This window comes from Methylibium sp., from assembly GCF_013817365.1.
Classification (GTDB): Bacteria; Pseudomonadota; Gammaproteobacteria; order Burkholderiales; family Burkholderiaceae_C; genus Methylibium.
This window is the reverse complement of record NZ_JACDCU010000027.1, coordinates 1-17,683: the sequence shown is the minus strand read 5'-3', so window position 1 is coordinate 17,683 and position 17,683 is coordinate 1. Positions and strand designations below refer to the sequence as shown.

The 17,683-nt window shown below is 67.7% G+C and carries 19 protein-coding genes; 9 read left to right on the top strand and 10 right to left on the bottom strand.

The features are described 5' to 3' along the window. Positions 1-300 precede the first annotated feature (300 nt). A complete protein-coding gene (locus H0W38_RS03520) occupies positions 301-822 on the bottom strand; it encodes a hypothetical protein (RefSeq protein ID WP_292451250.1) in 522 nt (173 codons plus the stop codon). Positions 823-827: 5 nt separating this feature from the next. After that, positions 828-1,985 (bottom strand): cupin domain-containing protein, encoded by a 1,158-nt coding sequence (locus H0W38_RS03515; RefSeq protein ID WP_292451248.1) that lies wholly within the window; start codon positions 1,983-1,985, stop codon positions 828-830. A gap of 25 nt (positions 1,986-2,010) precedes the next feature. Here H0W38_RS03515 and H0W38_RS03510 point away from each other — a divergent pair, with 25 nt between their 5' ends. Beyond that, positions 2,011-2,532 (top strand): peptidylprolyl isomerase, encoded by a 522-nt coding sequence (locus H0W38_RS03510; protein WP_292451246.1) that lies wholly within the window; start codon positions 2,011-2,013, stop codon positions 2,530-2,532. A 31-nt stretch (positions 2,533-2,563) separates the two neighbouring features. Here the strand turns inward: H0W38_RS03510 and dut are convergent, their stop codons facing one another. Further along, a complete protein-coding gene (gene dut / locus H0W38_RS03505) occupies positions 2,564-3,010 on the bottom strand; it encodes a dUTP diphosphatase (protein WP_292451244.1) in 447 nt (148 codons plus the stop codon). Positions 3,011-3,038: 28 nt separating this feature from the next. Then, entirely contained in the window at positions 3,039-4,271 is a 1,233-nt protein-coding gene (coaBC, locus tag H0W38_RS03500) for a bifunctional phosphopantothenoylcysteine decarboxylase/phosphopantothenate--cysteine ligase CoaBC (RefSeq protein WP_292451242.1), read from the bottom strand. A 133-nt stretch (positions 4,272-4,404) separates the two neighbouring features. On the opposite strand from coaBC, the gene H0W38_RS03495 reads away from it, so the two are divergent. Together H0W38_RS03495 and H0W38_RS03490 are read left to right on the top strand one after the other, a co-directional pair. Next, positions 4,405-5,787: a cytochrome ubiquinol oxidase subunit I gene (locus tag H0W38_RS03495; protein WP_292451240.1), complete on the top strand. Its 1,383-nt coding sequence runs from the start codon at positions 4,405-4,407 to the stop codon at positions 5,785-5,787. Continuing rightward, on the top strand, positions 5,784-6,779 hold the full coding sequence (locus H0W38_RS03490; RefSeq protein WP_292451238.1) for a cytochrome d ubiquinol oxidase subunit II: 996 nt from the start codon (positions 5,784-5,786) through the stop codon (positions 6,777-6,779). Before H0W38_RS03495 ends, H0W38_RS03490 begins: the two co-directional genes overlap by 4 nt. Positions 6,780-6,789: 10 nt before the next feature. Here the strand turns inward: H0W38_RS03490 and H0W38_RS03485 are convergent, their stop codons facing one another. The 5 genes from H0W38_RS03485 to H0W38_RS03465 all read right to left on the bottom strand — a co-directional run bounded on the left by H0W38_RS03485 (position 6,790) and on the right by H0W38_RS03465 (position 11,350). Then, complete coding sequence (locus H0W38_RS03485) at positions 6,790-7,089, bottom strand: hypothetical protein (RefSeq protein ID WP_292451236.1); 300 nt, start codon at positions 7,087-7,089, stop codon at positions 6,790-6,792. Next, a complete protein-coding gene (locus H0W38_RS03480) occupies positions 7,089-7,343 on the bottom strand; it encodes a MoaD/ThiS family protein (RefSeq protein ID WP_292451234.1) in 255 nt (84 codons plus the stop codon). The genes H0W38_RS03485 and H0W38_RS03480 overlap by 1 nt, the downstream gene beginning before the upstream one ends. Before the next feature lie 196 nt (positions 7,344-7,539). Then, a complete protein-coding gene (locus tag H0W38_RS03475; RefSeq protein WP_292451232.1) occupies positions 7,540-8,955 on the bottom strand; it encodes an FAD-dependent oxidoreductase in 1,416 nt (471 codons plus the stop codon). Between the two features lie 34 nt (positions 8,956-8,989). Beyond that, positions 8,990-10,837 carry an aldehyde ferredoxin oxidoreductase family protein gene (locus tag H0W38_RS03470; RefSeq protein WP_292451230.1) on the bottom strand — a complete coding sequence of 616 codons (1,848 nt, stop codon included), beginning with the start codon at positions 10,835-10,837 and terminating at the stop codon, positions 8,990-8,992. Positions 10,838-10,849: 12 nt separating this feature from the next. After that, positions 10,850-11,350, bottom strand: coding sequence for a 4Fe-4S dicluster domain-containing protein (locus tag H0W38_RS03465; RefSeq protein WP_292451229.1), 501 nt, complete (start codon positions 11,348-11,350; stop codon positions 10,850-10,852). A 382-nt stretch (positions 11,351-11,732) separates the two neighbouring features. On the opposite strand from H0W38_RS03465, the gene H0W38_RS03460 reads away from it, so the two are divergent. Then, complete coding sequence (locus H0W38_RS03460; protein WP_292451227.1) at positions 11,733-13,802, top strand: sigma-54-dependent Fis family transcriptional regulator; 2,070 nt, start codon at positions 11,733-11,735, stop codon at positions 13,800-13,802. Positions 13,803-13,861: 59 nt separating this feature from the next. Here the strand turns inward: H0W38_RS03460 and H0W38_RS03455 are convergent, their stop codons facing one another. Next, complete coding sequence (locus H0W38_RS03455; protein ID WP_292451225.1) at positions 13,862-14,854, bottom strand: alpha/beta fold hydrolase; 993 nt, start codon at positions 14,852-14,854, stop codon at positions 13,862-13,864. Positions 14,855-14,861: 7 nt separating this feature from the next. Between H0W38_RS03455 and pqqA the strand changes: the two genes are divergently transcribed. The 5 genes from pqqA to H0W38_RS03435 all read left to right on the top strand — a co-directional run. After that, a complete protein-coding gene (gene pqqA, locus H0W38_RS22000) occupies positions 14,862-15,020 on the top strand; it encodes a pyrroloquinoline quinone precursor peptide PqqA (protein WP_367161573.1) in 159 nt (52 codons plus the stop codon). 57 nt (positions 15,021-15,077) lie between these two features. Beyond that, positions 15,078-16,010, top strand: coding sequence for a pyrroloquinoline quinone biosynthesis protein PqqB (pqqB, locus tag H0W38_RS03450; RefSeq protein ID WP_292451223.1), 933 nt, complete (start codon positions 15,078-15,080; stop codon positions 16,008-16,010). Beyond that, positions 16,007-16,762, top strand: coding sequence for a pyrroloquinoline-quinone synthase PqqC (pqqC, locus tag H0W38_RS03445; protein WP_292451221.1), 756 nt, complete (start codon positions 16,007-16,009; stop codon positions 16,760-16,762). The genes pqqB and pqqC overlap by 4 nt, the downstream gene beginning before the upstream one ends. Positions 16,763-16,832: 70 nt before the next feature. Next, positions 16,833-17,111: a pyrroloquinoline quinone biosynthesis peptide chaperone PqqD gene (gene pqqD, locus H0W38_RS03440; RefSeq protein ID WP_292445424.1), complete on the top strand. Its 279-nt coding sequence runs from the start codon at positions 16,833-16,835 to the stop codon at positions 17,109-17,111. Between the two features lie 40 nt (positions 17,112-17,151). After that, positions 17,152-17,683: radical SAM protein (locus tag H0W38_RS03435; RefSeq protein ID WP_292451219.1), on the top strand; the 532-nt coding region annotated here is incomplete at its 3' end.

The following is a 17,683-nucleotide window of genomic DNA, read 5'->3' as shown; positions in this document are numbered from 1 at the left end:
GGAGCAGGCGCTTCCACGGGAGCCGGAGCAGGCATCACGACCGCTTCTTCGTTCTTGCCGCAAGCGGCGAGAGCGGCGGCGGCAACCAGGGCGGCCAGCACGAGAGATTTGTTCATTTACAGGTCCTAGATCGAAAGTTCAAAGGTCTACCGGAAAAGGAGCGGAACCCGCCGAATTCGTCGCGTTCCGACCATGATTCGCACGCGAAACCACGTCCGAGCCAAGCCAAAAAGTATAGCCGGCCCTTCGGACTTACCCGTAGTCCGACGACCCGCCGATTCGACGTCGCCGGCTCGAGTCTTACAGTCCTAAAGTCGTGACCGGCAGGCTTTCCTCGGCCCGTTGCGAAAGCGCGTCCAGCCATTCGCCGCAGTGCGTCAGTTCGAGCGGTGCGTGGAGCACCCGGCCGCGGTGGCGTTCGCGGTCGTGCAGGCGCACTGTCCGAAGGCCGGGGGCGAAGAGCAGCGTGGGCAAGCTGGCGGCGACTTCTTCATGCACTTGCAGGCAGTGCACGATGTGCGACCACTGACGACGCCACGCGTGCCAGCGCGGTGCGCTTTGCGCCAGGACGCGGTAGTCGGCGGCCAACAGCGTGAGGCGCCGGTGCGACCGGGCCCACCGTGCCAGCGACTCGACCACCTCGGGCTGGCCGAGAGGCCAGTTCGAAAAGTCCGGATCGCACAGCCACAGTTGCGTCGCGCCGACTTGCTGCGCGGCCGCTTCGATCGCGGCCACCAACGCGCGCCGGAAATCGTCTCGCGAATCGATCTCGTCGGCGCCCGAGGCCGGCGCCGCTTCGTCCTCAAGCTCTTGGGATGTCATCGCCGTCACTCCTTCGTCGGCCCGTCCAGCGCTTGCAGCCAGCCGTCTTCCAGCCACTGCATCAGCAGTTCGCGCGCTGCCTCATCGGCGCGAGCAAGTTCGCTCGCGGTCAAGCTGCGCGCATCGGCCAGGCGGCGCATCAGCTTTGCGGCGCGCCCACCGGCACGCCAGGATTCGCCGTTGACGAACACATGGGCGTCGTCATACATCATGCGGGTGCGCGGGTCGAGCACGACCCCGCCTTCTAGCGACCCGACCTCGCCGGGCGCAAACCACACCTGCGGTTTCGGCTCGGTCAGCGCTTCGCCGAGCGCGGCCTGCAGTGCGCGCGGCTCGCGCAGCGCACGGGCCACCGCGTCGGCCGCGAAAGCCTGCAGCGCCGCAGGGATGCGGCCGGGCTCCGCGGTGGCCGGCTGCGAGGCATCGCGGTACACAACGCGCGGGCCGGCGTCGTCGCCTTCGAGCAGGCGGCCGAGCACCTCGCGGGCGAGCTCGGCGCGCTCGGGGGCGCGAAAGCCGATCGAGGCGGTCATGCACTCGCCTTCGGCCACGCCGTCGTGGCCCCACCCGGGCGGCAGATAGAGCATGTCGCCGGGTTCGAGGAGCCACTCATGCTGCGGCTCGAAGCGGGCCAGGATCTTCAGCGGCAGTCCCGGCTCGGGCGTGGCGTCGCGCACGGCCCCGACGCGCCAGCGACGCCGCCCCTGCACCTGCAACAGGAACACATCGTACGAATCGACGTGCGGACCCACGCCGCCGCCATCGCTGGCCCAGGACAGCATCAGGTCGTCGAGCCGCGCCTCGGGCACGAAGCGAAAACGCTCGAGCAAGGCCCGCGCTTGCGGCGCGTGCAGGTCCAGTCCCTGCACCAGCAGGCTCCAGCCCGGCTGCGAAACCGGCGGCAGCGCGCGGCGTGGGAGTGGGCCCGACCGCAGCCGCCAGCCGCCCGGCGCCTCATTGCCGCCCCGCACGATCAGACGCGACTCGACGGCCTCGCTCGAGGCCAGCGCAAACAGCGCCCTGCGGTCGAGCGGCGGCTGCACGCCGGGCATCGCCTGGCGGATCAGCAGCGGCTTCTTCTGCCAGTGCCGGCGCATGAAAACGCGCGGGCTCAAACGACCCAACAGAGGGGTCGGCGTATCGATGTCCGCAGGCATCACCATGGGGTCATTGTGCGATCATCTCCGCATGCAAATCGACGCCCCGTGCGTCGTCAGCCTGAGCTGGCGACTCGAAGACGCCCACGGTCAACTGTTCGACGAACTGGTCGAGCCCGTCGAGTTTTTCGTAGGCGGCGACGACCTGCTCAACAAGGTCGAAGAGGCCTTGATCGGCCAAGGCGAGGGCTTCGAGGCGACCCTGCACCTCGAGCCCGAACATGCCTTCGGCGACTACGACCCCGCACTGGTTTTCTTCGAGGAACGCAGCGCGTTCAGCGGGCACATCGAAGCAGGCATGCAGTTCGACGGCGTGCCCGAAGGCGCCACCACGCAGGGCATGCCGAACGAAGTGGTCTACACCGTCACCGAGGCCTTCGAAACCCACGTGGTGTTCGACGGCAATCATCCGCTCGCCGGCATCGCGCTGGTGCTGGCGCTGAAGGTGCGGGATGTGCGAGCCGCCTCCGAAGTCGAGATCGAACACGGCTCGGTCGCGCAGCAGACGGTCACGGTGTTGAGTACCGTGCCGCCCTCCACGCAACTGCACTGAAGCGGCGCCCGGCCGCGCTGAGCGCGCCGCGTTATCGGCCGGTCGAGCCGAAGCCGCCTTCGCCTCGGTGCGACGCATCGAAGGACGCGACCACCCGAAAGCCCGCCTGCACGACCGGCACGATGACAAGCTGTGCGATGCGCTCCATCGGCTGCAGGGTGAACGCCGCGTCGCTGCGGTTCCAGCAACTCACCATCAACGGGCCCTGGTAGTCGGAATCGATCAACCCGACCAGGTTGCCCAGCACGATGCCGTGCTTGTGACCCAAGCCCGAGCGCGGCAGGATCATGGCGGCCAGGCCCGCGTCGCCGATGTGCAGTGCAAGCCCGGTGGGGATCAGATGAGACGCTCCCGGCTCGATCACGAGCGGCGCATCGAGGCAGGCGCGCAGATCGAGGCCGGCGCTGCCCGGCGTGGCGTAGCTCGGCAACATCTCGGCCAAGCGCGGGTCCAGTACCTTCAGGTCGATGGTCGTCATGCAGCCAGGGCGGCAGCGCCGCGAAGTTTCAAACGCTGAGCGCCGCGCGTCGCCGTGCGATCTCGGCAACGAGCTGACGCGCGAGTTCGAGCTTGTCGGCCGTGCCGCCGCCCGCCGGCAGCGCCTGCTCGCCGTGCGCGTCGACCAGCAGCAGCGCGTTATCGTCGCGTCCGAAGGTGGCAGGGCCCAGGTTGCCGACCACCAGCGGCAGGCGCTTGCGCTCGAGCTTGGCGCGGGCATGCGCCGCAAGCTGCTCGCTCTCGGCCGCGAAGCCGACGCAGTACGGCGGCTTCGGCAGCGCCGCCACCGTGGCGAGGATGTCGGTGTTCTCGGTCAGCTCGACGCCGGGTGCGACCTTCTTGCCGTCCTTCTTGATCTTGTGCTCGGCCAGCCGCGCGGGCCGCCAGTCGGCCACTGCCGCGGTGGCGATGAAGATGCCGTGCGTCGCGCATTGCGGCAGCACGGCGCCCAGCATCTCGTCGGCGCTCTGCACGTCGATTCGCTTCACGCCGCGCGGCGTGGGCAAGGGCACCGGACCGGCGACCAGCGTGACCTCCGCGCCCGCCTCGCGCGCCGCGCGGGCGATGGCGAAGCCCATCTTGCCGCTCGACCGGTTGGTCAGGCCGCGCACCGGGTCGATGGCCTCGAAGGTCGGGCCGGCGGTGATCAGGACGCGCTCGCCGGCCAGCGGCTTTGGCGAAAGAACCGCGATCAGGTCTTCGAGCAGTTCGTCGGGCTCGAGCATGCGGCCGTCGCCGATCTCGCCGCAGGCCTGCGCGCCGCTGGCCGGACCGAGCAGGAACGCCCCATCGGCGCGCAGCTGCGCGGCATTGCGCTGCGTCGCCGGGTGGGCCCACATTTCTCGGTTCATGGCCGGTGCAAGCAGCAGCGTGCAGCGCTCGATGGGCCGTGCCAGGCAGAGCAGGCTCAGCAGCTCGTCGGCGCGACCCTGAGCCAGTTGCGCCATGAGGTCGGCGCTGGCCGGTGCGATGAGCACCGCATCGGCCTCGCGCGTCAGGTTGATGTGCGCCATGTTATTGGGCTCGGCAGCGTCCCACTGGCTGGTGAGCACCGGCTGGCCGGAAAGTGCCTGCATCGTCACCGGCGTGATGAACTGCTGCGCGGCCTCGGTCATCACCACGCGCACCGAGGCGCCGGCCTTGACGAGCAGGCGCGTCAGTTCTGCCGCCTTGTAGCAGGCCACGCCGCCTGAGAGGCCGAGCACGAGGCGCTTGCCGGCGAGGTCTTGACGATCGTTCATCGCAGTCTTGATCGGGCGCAGGTCGGACGCAGATTATGGTGGTGCGAGCGAGAGCCCACGCCGCGCTTGCCGGCGCGGGATACTGGCGCTCCGACCGATTCACGAGACAAGCAGCGATGGAGGGAACGACCGGATGGATGCCCTGATCCTGGCGCGCATGCAGTTCGCCGCCAACATCACGTTCCACATCCTGTTCCCGACGATCACCATCGCACTCGGCTGGCTGCTGCTCTTCTTCCGCGTTCGCTGGCTGCGCACGAACGACACGGCGTGGCTGGCCGCCTACCGCCTCTTCACCAAGGTGTTCGCGCTGAGCTTCGCGCTCGGCGTCGTCAGCGGCGTGACGATGAGCTTCCAGTTCGGCACCAACTGGCCGGGCTACATGGAGCGCGCCGGCAACGTGGCGGGACCGCTGCTCGCCTATGAAGTACTCACCGCCTTCTTCCTCGAAGCCGGTTTCCTCGGCATCATGCTGTTCGGCCACGGGCGGGTGAGCGAACGCGTGCACCTGATGGCGACCTTCTTCGTCGCCTTCGGCACGACTGTGAGCGCGTTCTGGATCCTGGCGCTCAACTCGTGGATGCAGACCCCGGCGGGCTACGAGCTCATCGACGGCGTCTTCCATGTCACCAGCTGGGCCGAGGTGATTTTCAACCCCTCCTTCCCCTACCGTCTGACGCACATGCTGATCGCATCGGCATTGACCTGCTCGTTCCTGATCGCCGGCCTGAGCGCCTGGCAGTTGCTGCAAGACACCGCCCGGCGATCGGCGGCCAAGATGCTCAAGGTCGGCCTGACCGTCGCCGCTGTGCTGATCCCGGTGCAGATCTTCGTCGGCGATCTGCACGGCCTGAACACGCTGCACCACCAGCCGCAAAAGATCGCCGCGATGGAAGGCGTCTGGCAAACGCAGAAGGGCGCGCCGCTGATGCTCTTTGCATGGCCCGACGCCGAGCGGCGCGAAAACCGCTTCGGCATCTCGATTCCGAACCTGGCCAGCTACATCCTCACCCACGATTTCGACGGCGAGATCAAGGGCCTCAACGAGTTTCCAGACGCTCATCCGCCGGTGGCCCCGGTGTTCTGGGCCTTTCGCGTCATGGTCGGCATGGGCATGCTGATGCTCGCCGTGAGCTGGATCGGCTGGGGCCTGGCCAAGCGCGCTCGCTGGGCGCCGGACAAGCTGCCGCGGCCGCTGCTGTGGGTGCTGGCCGGCATGACCTTCTCGGGCTGGGTGGCCACCGTCGCCGGCTGGTACGTCACGGAGATCGGCCGCCAGCCCTTCATCGTCTACGGCCTGGTGCGCACGGCCGATGTCGTTTCCGACGTGCCGGCCACGATGGTCGCCAGCAGTCTTGCGATGTACGTCCTGGTGTACCTGGCACTGATCGTCGCCTACATCGGCGTGCTCAAGTACATGGCCGAAAAGCCGGAAGAAGTGACGCAACCCGACGCGCTGGACCAGGCCGAGGGCCGAGCCGCCGAAGTGCTGATCGAAGGGGGAGCCAAGTCGTGACGTTCGACGAGTCCCTGCCGGTGATCTTCATGGCGCTGATGGGCGTGTCGATGCTCATCTACGTCATCAGCGACGGCTACGACCTCGGCGTCGGGCTGCTCATGCCGCGCGCCAGCGCCGTCGAGAAAGACGTGCTCATCGCCTCCATCGGCCCGTTCTGGGACGCCAACGAAACCTGGCTCGTGCTGGGCATCGGCATCCTGCTGGTGGCCTTCCCCAAGGCGCACGGCCTGGTGCTCACGCAGCTCTACATGCCGGTGGCGCTGATGCTGGTCGGCCTCATCCTGCGCGGCGTGGCCTTCGACTTCCGCGTCAAGGCCAAGGCCGCGCGCAAGCCCATGTGGGACCGCCTGTTCTTCGCCGGCTCCCTGCTCGCCTCGGTGTCGCAGGGGTGGATGCTCGGCCGCTACGTCAGCGGCTTCGGCGAGGGTTGGAACTACCCCGTCTTCGCGGGCGCCATCGCGCTCGCGCTGCCGGCAGCCTACGTGCTGATGGGCGCCGCCTGGCTGGTCATGAAGACCGAGGGCGAGTTGCAGGAAAGGGCTATCCACTGGGCCAAGCTGGCCTGGTGGCCGGTGGTCGTGGGCATGGTACTGATCTCGCTGGCCACACCGTGGATCAGCGAGACGGTGCGCGAGCGCTGGTTCTCCCTGCCCGAGATCATTGCGCTGGTGGTGATCCCGATCACGACCGCGATCGCTCTCGGAACGGCGCGCGTGCTGCTCGACAAGCCCATCGTTCGCGGCGCGCTGTGCTGGCTGCCGTTCGTGCTGTTGGTCGGCGTGTTCCTGCTCGGCTTCCTCGGCCTGGCTTACAGCATCTATCCCTATGTCGTGATCGATCAGCTCACGATCTGGGAATCGGCCAGCAGCCCCGCGGCACTCAAGGTGATCCTCGTCGGCGTGTGCATTTCGGTGCCGGCGATCGCCGCCTACACGGTGTTCTCGTACCGAGTGTTCTGGGGCAAGGCGACGGAGCTGCGCTACGGGTGAGGCTCGAGCTTCACCCACCGCCTCGTTGCATATAGAGATCGAAGTAGCGCATGAAGGCTTGGCGCGCCTCGTCGGTTACGCCTTCGAACCGAAAGCCCACCGTCATGCGCGGCATGCACATGAGCGCGATCCGCCGTGGCGGCAGCTCGCTCCAATGCAGCAACAAACGGCCGCTGCCGATCGCCACCGTCGCGCTTGCGCCCTCGACGCGCACCGCGCACGAGCCGCAGGCACCGGGCAGCCGAAGCAGCCATTCCGCTTCGGTCCCGGCGGTGTCGCGCTCGAAGCTGGCGGGGTAGTCCGCCTGCATCACCCGCCCGCAATCGGCGGCCAGATGGCAAGCACGTCGCCTTCGACCAGCGTGCGCGTCGAGCGATCTTCCGGCGCGATGTAGTGTCCGTTGATCAGCACCAGGTGCACCAGCTTCATCGGCAGCGCAAACGGCGCAATGACGTCGGCGATCGTCGATTCGATCGCAATGTCGAGCTCGACCCGATTGCCGCTGCGCGCTTCGGGCGGCAAATATTCGGTGAGCATGGCGTAGAGCTTGAACGTGATCTTCATGTGCAGATGATGGCCGGATCGGAACGCAACGGGGACGCTGGGCGATGCACGGTTCGGCGCGAGCGAAGCCGAATCCGAATGCCCGGCTGCGCTCAGGGAATTCTTGTTCGCTACGCCGGGCATTCGGATCCGGCTTCGCCAGCAGCAGTGCGCTTTCTCGGCGCCCCTACAAGCACCGGCCGCGAGGCAGCAGAGCTCAGCGCGCCCGCACCGCCGTCTGCTGCCAACGCTCCTGCGCCTGGCCTTGCGCGATGTAGGCCGCGGTCAGCAAGGTCGGATCGTCGATCAGGCGCTGGCGCCATTCACCCAACTGAATCCGCCCTTCCACAAGGCCGCGCATCACGCCCACGTGCTCGGTCCAGCCGATGCTGTTGCAGCCGACCAGCCGCTCGGTATCGAATTGCAGGCTCAGGTGCTTGAAGCCGCCGGCATCGGTCAGCTCGACATGCTCGCCGCCGGGCACACCCTCCCAGTCACCGAAGCTCGCCGAGATGAGGCCGAGCGTGTCGAGCACGTTGATCTGCGTCACGCGCTGCAGCACAACGGGGTGCCCGAGCATGTTCATCGCCGCAACCTGGGCCTGATCGGCCGCGTTGGGCTGGATCGCGCTGATCACGCGCGTCTTGGTGGCCAGGTCGTAGGCCTCGGCGCAGTCTCCCGCGGCAAAGATGCCGGGCACGTTGGTCTGCAGCCGCTCGTCGGTGAGCACGCCCTGCTTGCATTCGATGCCCGAGCCTTCGAGAAAGGCGATGTTCGGCTTGACGCCGGTGGCGCTGATCACGAGGTCGGCTTCGAGCGTATGGCCGTTGGACAGGCGCACGTGCATCGGGCTGTGCGTGTCGGAGCGCGCCTGCAGGGCGGCGGCGGCGATCGCCGGATCGGCCTCTCCGAAAGAGCGGGTCAGCTTGTCCATCAACGGAGCGAGCCGCGACGGCGCTTCAGCGCTTCCCGCCGGCACCTGCGCGGCGCCGTTCGAGGCTGCTTCGATCGCCTCGACCCGGGTGCCGGTGAAGACGCGCACGCCCTTCGTCTCGCACCAACCCTTGATCATGTTGCCGGCGGTCGGCCCCATCATGCGCGGCACCATGCGGTCGCCCATCTCCACGACTGTCAGTTCCACACCACGTGCGGCCAGTGCTTCCATGATGATGCAGCCGATAAAACCTGCTCCCATCTGGAGCACCTTGGCGCCGGGCTTGGCGAGCTCCTGAATGTGGCGGGCATTCGCCAGCGTCCAGCACGGATGAACGCCGGGCAGGTCGATGCCCGGAATAGGTGGGCGCACCGGCTGCGAGCCGGTCGCGATGAGCAGCCTGTCGAACTCGAGAACGCTGCCGTTGTCGAGCGTGACGGTGCGGCGCTGGGCATCGACGCTCACCGCGCGCTGGTGGACGAGGGCGATGTCGAGCTTGCGCAGGTGCTCGGCGTCGCGGCGCAGATAGGTGCCGTTCTCCTCGACGTTGCCCATCAGCAGGTAAGGAATCGCCATGCGCGAATACGGCGGCTCGGGCTCGTCGCCGACGACGGTGATGCTGTCGGCGGGCGCATGTTTGCGCAGCGCCTCGGCCGCAATGAGGCCGGCCGGCCCGGCGCCGAGGATCAGGTGTCGCATTCGAATTCTTCGGTGATCACAGTCGCGCGTTCTGCTACAGACCCAGCCGCTCGCGCGTCTCGGCCTTGAGCTGGCCGGTCGGGTCCCAGCCACGGGCTTCGTAGTACTTCGGCAGCATCTCCGGCAGCTTGCTGACCAGGCCCTCGGCGGGGCCGTTGCGGGCCGGCTCGGTGAGCAGGCGCTTGGGCAGGGTGTCGTCCTTGTCGGTGAAACCAGCCCGGTTGTTGAAGTCGCGCTCCATGTTCCAGATGCGCTCGCCGATCATGTTCAGGTTCTCGAGCGTGAACTCCTCGCCGCAAGCGGCCGCGACCTGCGGCTGCACGTCCGACAGGCCCCAGGCGAAGCTCGTGAAGATGCAGATGCCGGCCGAGTCGAACGCAGCGGTCGCGTCCTGGAAGGCCTTGACCAGCTCGGGCTTGCCTTCTGAGACCAGCGGGTCGGTCTTGACCGGGATGCCCAGCACTTCGGAGGCCACCGTGTAGCCCCGCAGATGGCAGGCGCCGCGGTTGGAGGTGGCGTAGGCCAGGCCCATGCCCTGAATGCCGCGCGCGTCGTAGGCCGGGAACTCCTGGCCCTTGACGCTCATCGACAGGTCGGGGTAGCCGTACTTCGCGGTCAGGCGCTTGGAGCCCATGCCGATTTCCTTGCCGAAGCCTTCGCCCCGAGCGGTGATCTCGGCGAAGTGCACGAGCGCGCGGGCAGAGCCGAAAGGAGCGTCGGTGCCGAGCTGCTCCTTGGTGAGCACGCCCATCTCGAACAGCTCCATCACCGCGCCGATGGTTGCGCCGAAGGAGATGGGATCCATGCCCTGCTCGTTGCACATCAGGTTGGCGTATTGCAGCGCCTCGAGGTCGTCCACGCCATTGGCATTGCCCAGCGCCCAGGCCGCTTCGTATTCCAGGCCGCCGGAGGCGCCCCAGTACTGCGGCTTGTTCTCCACCGAGAAGTGACCGGGGTCCATCTTCTGGATGCGCCCGCAGGCGATGGTGCAGCCGAAGCAGGCCTGGTTGGTGACCAGCGGCTTCTTGCCGTCGGTCTTGCGCGGCGTGGCCATGGCTTCGGCGGAGATGTCCTTCGCACCCTCGAACTGCACGTCGCGGTGGTTGCGCGTGGGCGAGGCGCCCATTTCGTTGATCACGTTCATCAACACCTGGGTGCCGTAGGTCGGCAGGCCCTGGCCGGTGACGGCGTTGTCGGCGAGGATCTTCTTCTTCTCGAAGGTGGTCCGCATGAACTCCTTCGGGTTGACGATGTTGCCCACGCCCTGGGTGCCGCGCACGGCGATCGCCTTCAGGTTCTTGGAGCCCATCACGGCGCCCACGCCGGAGCGGCCGGCGGCCCGGTGCAGGTCGTTCACGACCGCCGCGTACAGCACCCCGTTCTCGCCCGCCAGGCCGATGCTCGACACGCGAGTAAGCGGATCCTGGTGCTCCTTCTTGATGATGCCTTCGGTCTCCCACACCGACTTGCCCCACAGGTGCGAGGCGTCGCGCAGTTCGGCCTTGTCGTCCTCGATAGCCAGGTACACCGGCTTGGACGACTTGCCTTCGAAGATCACCATGTCCCAGCCGGCGAACTTGAGCTCTGCGCCCCAGTAGCCGCCCGAGTTGGAGCAGGCGATGGCCCCCGTGAGCGGGCCTTTGGTCACGACCGTGTAGCGCCCGCCCGTGGAGGCCATGGTGCCGGTCAGCGGGCCGGTCGCCCAGATGATCTTGTTCTCGATCGCCAGCGGATCGACCTTGGGATCGATTTCCTCGACCAGGTACTTGGTGGCCAGGCCGCGGGAGCCGAGGTACTGGCGAGCCCAGTCCATCTTCAAAGGCTCGGACGTGACGGTGCCGGCGGTGAGGTTGACGCGAAGGATTTTTCCTGCCCAGGACATGTTCGTTTCTCCTCAGGCGGCAGCGGGTTGCGCTGTTGGCTGCGCTGTTGGCTGATTACCGAGCTTCTCGGCCCAGGCGGCCATCTTGTTCAGCCCGGTCCAGTTCGCGTCGACGTAGGTGATGGCGCCGGTCGGGCAGGCTTCGGCACAGGCCGGCTCGCCGCCGCAAAGGTCGCACTTCTGCACCTTGCCGGTCTCCTGCACGTAATTCACCGTGCCGAAGGGGCAGGCGATGGTGCAGACCTTGCAGCCGACGCAGGTGGCTTCGTTGACGACCTTGGCGCCGGTCATGAGGTCGATCGTGATCGCCTCCACCGGGCAGGCGTGCAGGCACCAAGCCTCGTCGCATTGCGTGCAGGTGTAGGGCACCTTGCGGCCGGTATGGTGGAAGTCGAACACCTTGATGCGCGACTTGCTCGGCGCAAAGACGCCGTAGTTCTCGAACGAGCAGGCCATCTCGCACTGCAGGCAGCCGGTGCACTTTTCGGGGTCGAGGTGGAGGGTCTTCTGCATGGTTTGCGATCTCCGCGGTCGATTGAGTGATTGGCGCAGGCACACGGATCGCGCAGTTTTTGCACACCGGGTCCAGCGTCGTTCCTGCCCATCTTCTGGGTTCGGCACAGGGCTTCATATCCTGGGATAACCCTCGATCTGCATCTGGCGGAGCGTCACATGCGTATCAACCGTGTCGCAACCGGATCGCACGCCTTTTTGGGGTCGGCAATCTTTCTGCGCATGGCTCAGTGCTGCGAAATTGAACATTCCTGTCGCATCGCCTAGCATCCGCGCTCTGCCGCCGATTCGTGTTTCAGGCGCAGTCGTCCACGGCAGTGAATTGTTCAAAAGCGTCCAGCGGGTCAAGACGCCGATTGACACGCAAAGAAAGGAAGGCTCGATGACCACGCAGAGCTCGCAGTCCGCCCTGCCCACCGGCCGCCGCCGCCGTGAAGAAGCTGCCCAGCGGCCGATCGCCAGCGCCCTGCCCCTCGACGGCCACCATGTGATGTCGATCAACGAGTCGCACGAGCGCTGTGCGGCCCTGGGGCTTTCGCGCATCGGCGCGCCGGACTACACGCCGATCGCCCGCTCCGACTTCGCCATCAGCCGCGAGCGCAACCGCCGGCTGTTCGCGCACGCCGCGCCGGTGATGGAGCTCTTGTTCGAGCAGATCGTCAAGACGCAGAGCATGGTGGTGCTGACGGACGCGCAGGGCACCATCCTGCACTCCATCGGCGACGAGGACTTCCTGGAAAAGGCCGCAAAGGTGGCCCTGGCGCCCGGCGTTAACTGGGCCGAGTGCGCCAAGGGCACCAACGGCATGGGCACCGCGCTGATCGACGAGACCGCGGTGCTGGTGCATGCCGACGAGCACTTCATGCACGCCAACCACTTCCTGACCTGCCAGGCCGCCCCCATCCTCGACCCGCGCGGCAACATCCTCGGCGTGCTCGACGTATCGGGCGACCGGCGCGGCTACCACCAGCACACGATGGGGCTGGTGAAGATGTCGGCGCGGATGATCGAGAACCACTGGCTGAACGACGACTTCCGCGACGCCCTGCGCCTGCACTTCCACGCCCGGCTGGAGTTCATCGGCACGCTGATGGAGGGCATCCTCGCGGTCGATCGTGATGGCCGCATCCTCGGTGCGAACCGCAGCGCGCTCGACCTGCTCAACATGAGCGGCGCCGGCCTGCGCATGCACACCGTGGCCAGCCTGCTCGGCACACCCATCGGCAGCATCGTCGACGCCTGCCGCACGCCGCTGACCGCGCCGCTGCGCGTGGCGCTGCCCAGCGGCCAGGCGGTGCATGTGCAGGCCCGCTGCAACTGGCCGCTGTGGCAAGGCGGCTGGGAAGGCACACCTGCGACCGGCCCCGACGCCAGCCACTCCGCCGCGGCGGCGACAGCCGCCGCCATGCGCGCCGAGAAACCCGAGTCACCGGCTGCGGTGGAAGAGCCCGCCGCACCGGCCCCGACCTTCGCCCGCCTGCAGACCGGCGACGCGCAGATCGACGCGGTCATCGGCAAGCTCAAGCGCGTGCTCAACCGCGACATTCCGGTGCTGATCCTCGGCGAGGCGGGCAGCGGCAAGGAAATGCTCGCTCGCGCCATTCACCGCGAGTCACGCCGCGCGTCTCAGCCTTTCCTCGCCGTGCAGTGCGCCTCGGTGCCCGAGGCCCTGCTGGAAGCCGAACTGTTCGGCTACGCCGAAGGCGTGTTCCCCGGCGCACGCCGCCAGGGCGCAGTCGGCAAGATCGTGCAGGCCTGGGGCGGCACGCTTTTCCTCGATGAGATCGGCGGCCTGCCGGCCGGCCTGCAGGCGCGGCTGCTGCGTGTGCTGCAGGACCGCCGGCTTACACCGCTGGGTGCGGTGCAGCCGATCGAGGTCGACGTCGCCCTGATCGGCGCCACCGACCGCAACCCACGCGAGCTGATCGAAAACCACAGCCTGCGCGAAGACCTCTACTACCGCCTGAACGGCCTGGCGGTGCGGCTGCCGCCGCTGCGCGAGCGCTCCGACCTGATGCTGCTGATCAAGCAGATCCTCGCGGACGAATGCGCCGGGGCCGCCCCGAGCCTCGCACCCGACGTCGCCGAACTGCTGGTGCGCTACGACTGGCCGGGCAATCTGCGCCAGCTCGCGGGCGTGCTGCACACCGCCGCCGTGATGGCCGGCAACGAGCCGCGCGTCACGCGCGAGCACCTGTCCGACGACTTCCTCGAAGACGCCGCGCAGCGCGTCGCGCCTCCCAGTGAGTCCGCCGCACCGCAACCGGCGGCTGCCCGTGCCGGTGCACCCGCCGCCGTCATGGCCGGCGGGGGCACGCTGGAAGAACTCGAGCGCGAAATGATTCGCCAGGCAGTGGACGCTGCCGACGGCAACATCTCGGTCGCCTCCAAACGTCTGGGGATCAGCCGCAACACGATCTATCGCAAGCTGCGCTGGAACAACGCGGTTTGATTCGCTCTCTCTCTCCCACGAGTACGCGGGAGAGAGAGCAAACCGGAAAGCTCGGTCTTTCACTTCCGCAACAGCGCCGCAATCCATTCGCGTGCGGCGTCGGCCAGCGCCGGTGCGAGTTGCGGGTCGCCGAGTCGGTGGCCAGCGCTCGGCACCACACGCACACGCGCGCCCGGCAGCACTCGCCCCAATTCATTGGCCAGCGCCGGGTCGCAGGTCGCGTCGTCGGCACCGCACACCACGCCGCTGGGTCCTAACGCCAGCTCCGCCGCTGGCAGGCCACGCGGATGTCCGTCGCATTCGCCCCAGCCGCGCCGGGCGAAATGGAGATGCACCCGCCACGCCGCAGTCTGGGTCTCTGTCAGCGCTTTCAATGTCGCCGGCGAACAGCGCTTGGCGCCGGCGAGCGCTCCGCCGGGCGCCGACTGCGCATCGTCGAAGGCTGCCCAGACACGCGCGACTTTCTCGTCTTCCAGCGAGCCCGGGGGTAACCCTGTGCCAGCGCAGAGCGATTCTGTTGAGCGCTGGTACAGCGCAAGAACCGCCGCGGCGGCCTCCTCGCCCAGCCAGGCTTCGCCCTCCTGCCCGAGCCAGGCCGGCCAGGGCGCGATGTAGCGCCGCGTTTCAGCCAAGCCGCCGAGAAACGGACTGCGCAGCAACAAGCCGTTCACCCGCTGCGGCCACCCGGCCGCGTAGCGCAAGGCGACCCGCGCACCCCAGGAGCCACCGGTCAGTGCCCAGCGCTCGATGCCCAGTTGCTCGCGCAGCCGCTCCATGTCGGCCAGCAGGTCGTGCAAAGTGTTGTGCGCCGTTTCGCCAAGCGGGGTGCTGCGCCCGCAGCCGCGCTGATCGATCGCGATCCAGCGCACCGGCAGCCCAGCGAGCCAGCCGGCCGGCTCGATGCGGCTCGCGCCGCCCGGGCCTCCATGCACGATCAGCACCGGCACGCCGCGCGCATCACCGCCTTCGCACCACCACACGCGATGCCCGTCGAGCGGCGCAAGCCACTCCCCGGTAGGAAGGGTTTGTCCTTGATTTGGGGCCGTGCTCACAGGGTCAATGCGGGGTTGCGGGGCACACCGCCCGTGGGCGACTCTACACAGTGACGGACACCGCCAGTTCCCTGGAGAAAACGAGATGAAGCTTCGATGGACCAAACCCCGGTACGAAGCGATGCGCTTCGGCTTCGAAGTCACCCTGTACGTGTCGGTGCGCTGAGCGCTCGATGAACGGAGATACGGCCTACGCGCCGCCACTGCCCGGACGGGCCGCGTCATGAAGATCATCGTGCTCGGCTCGGGCGCGGGCGGCGGATGCCCTCAATGGAACTGCAACTGCGCGGTGTGCGCGAGCGCGCGCAACGGCTCGCGCATGATCCGCCCGCGCACGCAGAGCTCGATCGCTGTCTCGCCCGACGGCAAGCGCTGGGTGCTGCTCAACGCCTCGCCCGACATCGGCCAGCAGTTGCGTGTGCAACCCATCCTGCATCCCAAACAAGGCCTGCGCGACACGCCCATCAAGGCGGTGGTTCTCATGGACGCCCAGGTCGATCACGCCACCGGGCTGCTCAGCCTGCGCGAAGGCCCGCCGATCGAGCTGTACGTGACGCCCTGCGTGTTCGAGGACCTGACCACCGGCCTGCCCATCCTCACGGTGCTCGAGCACTACTGCGGCGTGCACTGGCATCTGCTGCCGGTGGCGGGCGAGCAGCGCATCTGCGAGTTCACGATCGAAGGCTTCGAGACGCTGCGCTTTCGCGCCGTCGCCATTCCCGGCAAGGCGCCGCCTTTCTCACCGCATCGCCACGACTCCAAGGTGGGCGACAACATCGCGCTCGAAGTCACCGACCTGCGCTCGGGCAAGCGCCTGTTCTATTCGCCGGGTCTGGCCGAGGTGGGGCCGAACGAAATGGAGTGGATGCGCGGCGCCGACTGCCTGCTGGTCGACGGCACCTTCTGGAGCGAAGACGAGATGGTCAAGGCCGGCCTGGGGCAAAAGTACGCCGCCGACATGGGCCATCTGCCGCAGCAAAGCACCCCCGAGCGCCGCGGCATGATGGACGCGCTCGACGAGACCGGCGCGGCTCGCAAGGTTCTCATCCACATCAACAACAGCAACCCGATCCTCGACGACTACGGCCCCGAGCGCACCGAACTCGCCAACCGCGGCATCGAGGTCGCGTACGACGGAATGGAAATAGCGCTGTGAACGCCGCCCTGCCCCCTGCCGTGGCCAAGGAGTTGCCCTGGCCGGCCGATGAATTCGAGGCGCGCCTGCGCGCGCGCGAATCCGGCTATCACATCCATCACGCCTTCAATCGCCGCCTCAACAGCGGTGCGCTGGCGCCCTTCCAGGTACGCGGCTGGGTTGCCAACCGCTTCTATTACCAGCAAGCGATCCCGATGAAGGACGCCGCGGTGATGAGCAACTGCGACGACCGCGAGACCCGCCGCCGCTGGGCGCTGCGACTGCTCGACCACGACGGGCACGACGACTTCGAAGGCGCGAATGCCGGCGGGATCGAGGTCTGGACGCAGCTCGGCCTGGCCGTCGGCCTGACGCGTGAAGACCTCTGGTCCCAGCGCCATGTGCAGCCCGGCGTGCGCTTCGCCGTCGACGCCTACGTGAACTTCGCGCGCCGCTCGTGCTGGCAGGAAGGCGTGATCTCCTCGCTGACGGAAATGTTCGCGCCGAAGATTCATGCCGATCGGCTGGCCGGCTGGCCGAGCCACTACCCGTGGATCGATGCCAGCGGCCTGGCCTACTTCCGCAACCGCATCCCGCTGGCGCAGCGCGACGTGGAGCACGGCCTGGAAGTCGCGCACAGCTGGTGCGACACGCGCACCCGGCAGGACCGCGCTCTCGCCATCCTGCAGTTCAAGCTCGACGTGCTGTGGACGATGCTCGATGCCGTCGAGCGCGCTTACCCCGACGACCTTGCCGAAGAGCTTCGACCATGAGCACGCCGGGCCGCCCCAAGTGCTCATGTTCCCGCTCGGCGGGACAGCGCGCAGCGCGCAGGGTGCACCAGTGAGCGCTGCCGCCACGGTTGCCGACAACCAGCACCCGGCCCTCGCGCCGATGTACCGCCTGCAGTTCGAGCCGGCGCAGGATTGCTGGGTGCTGCTCTACCCCGAGGGCCTGGTCAAGCTCAACGGCCCGGCGAGCGAGATTCTCCGGCGCTGCGACGGCAAGGCCAGCGTCGCCGAGATCACCGCCGACCTCGAGAAAACCTTCAACGAAACCAGTCTGCGCGGCGACGTCGGCGAGTTCCTGGGCGACGCCTATGAACGCGGCTGGATCGTCTGAAGCGCTTCACTCGGAGCGCGCGCATGGCACCGCACACGCAGTGTCCCGCGCGCCCCTGTGGCTGCTGGCCGAGCTGACCTACCGCTGCCCGCTGCACTGCGTGTTCTGTTCCAACCCGACCGACTATGCGCAGCACGCCGATGAGATTTCCACCGCCGACTGGCAGCGCGTGTTCCGCGAGGCCCGCAAGACGGGCGCCGTGCAGCTCGGCTTCTCGGGCGGAGAGCCGCTGCTGCGCGAAGACCTGGAAGCGCTGGTCGCCGAGGCGCGCCGACTCGGCTACTACACCACCCTCATCACCTCCGGCGTCGGCCTGACCGGGCCGCGCGCCCGCGCGCTCAAGGATGCGGGGCTCGACCACATCCAGCTCAGCTTTCAGGACTCCACGAGGGAGCTGAACGACTTCCTCTCGTCCACACGCACCTTCGAGCACAAGAGCAAGGTCACCGCGATCATCAAGGGCCTGGGCTGGCCGATGGTGCTCAACTGCGTGATGCACCGCTACAACCTGCCGCACGTGGGCCGCATCATCGACATGGCCGAGCGCATGGGCGTCGACTTCCTGGAACTCA

Bases quoted from the DNA above. Each gene is read 5' to 3' on its own strand.
- H0W38_RS03520 (WP_292451250.1), bottom strand. From the start codon at position 822: ATGACATCCCAAGAGCTTGAGGACGAAGCGGCGCCGGCCTCGGGCGCC.
- pqqA (WP_367161573.1), top strand. From the start codon at position 14,862: ATGCGGGGTTGCGGGGCACACCGCCCGTGGGCGACTCTACACAGTGAC.
- coaBC (WP_292451242.1), bottom strand. From the start codon at position 4,271: ATGAACGATCGTCAAGACCTCGCCGGCAAGCGCCTCGTGCTCGGCCTC.
- H0W38_RS03470 (WP_292451230.1), bottom strand. From the start codon at position 10,837: ATGTCCTGGGCAGGAAAAATCCTTCGCGTCAACCTCACCGCCGGCACC.
- dut (WP_292451244.1), bottom strand. From the start codon at position 3,010: ATGACGACCATCGACCTGAAGGTACTGGACCCGCGCTTGGCCGAGATG.
- H0W38_RS03495 (WP_292451240.1), top strand. From the start codon at position 4,405: ATGGATGCCCTGATCCTGGCGCGCATGCAGTTCGCCGCCAACATCACG.
- H0W38_RS03475 (WP_292451232.1), bottom strand. From the start codon at position 8,955: ATGCGACACCTGATCCTCGGCGCCGGGCCGGCCGGCCTCATTGCGGCC.
- H0W38_RS03480 (WP_292451234.1), bottom strand. From the start codon at position 7,343: ATGAAGATCACGTTCAAGCTCTACGCCATGCTCACCGAATATTTGCCG.
- H0W38_RS03465 (WP_292451229.1), bottom strand. From the start codon at position 11,350: ATGCAGAAGACCCTCCACCTCGACCCCGAAAAGTGCACCGGCTGCCTG.
- H0W38_RS03485 (WP_292451236.1), bottom strand. From the start codon at position 7,089: ATGCAGGCGGACTACCCCGCCAGCTTCGAGCGCGACACCGCCGGGACC.
- H0W38_RS03460 (WP_292451227.1), top strand. From the start codon at position 11,733: ATGACCACGCAGAGCTCGCAGTCCGCCCTGCCCACCGGCCGCCGCCGC.
- H0W38_RS03515 (WP_292451248.1), bottom strand. From the start codon at position 1,985: ATGGTGATGCCTGCGGACATCGATACGCCGACCCCTCTGTTGGGTCGT.
- pqqB (WP_292451223.1), top strand. From the start codon at position 15,078: ATGAAGATCATCGTGCTCGGCTCGGGCGCGGGCGGCGGATGCCCTCAA.
- H0W38_RS03510 (WP_292451246.1), top strand. From the start codon at position 2,011: ATGCAAATCGACGCCCCGTGCGTCGTCAGCCTGAGCTGGCGACTCGAA.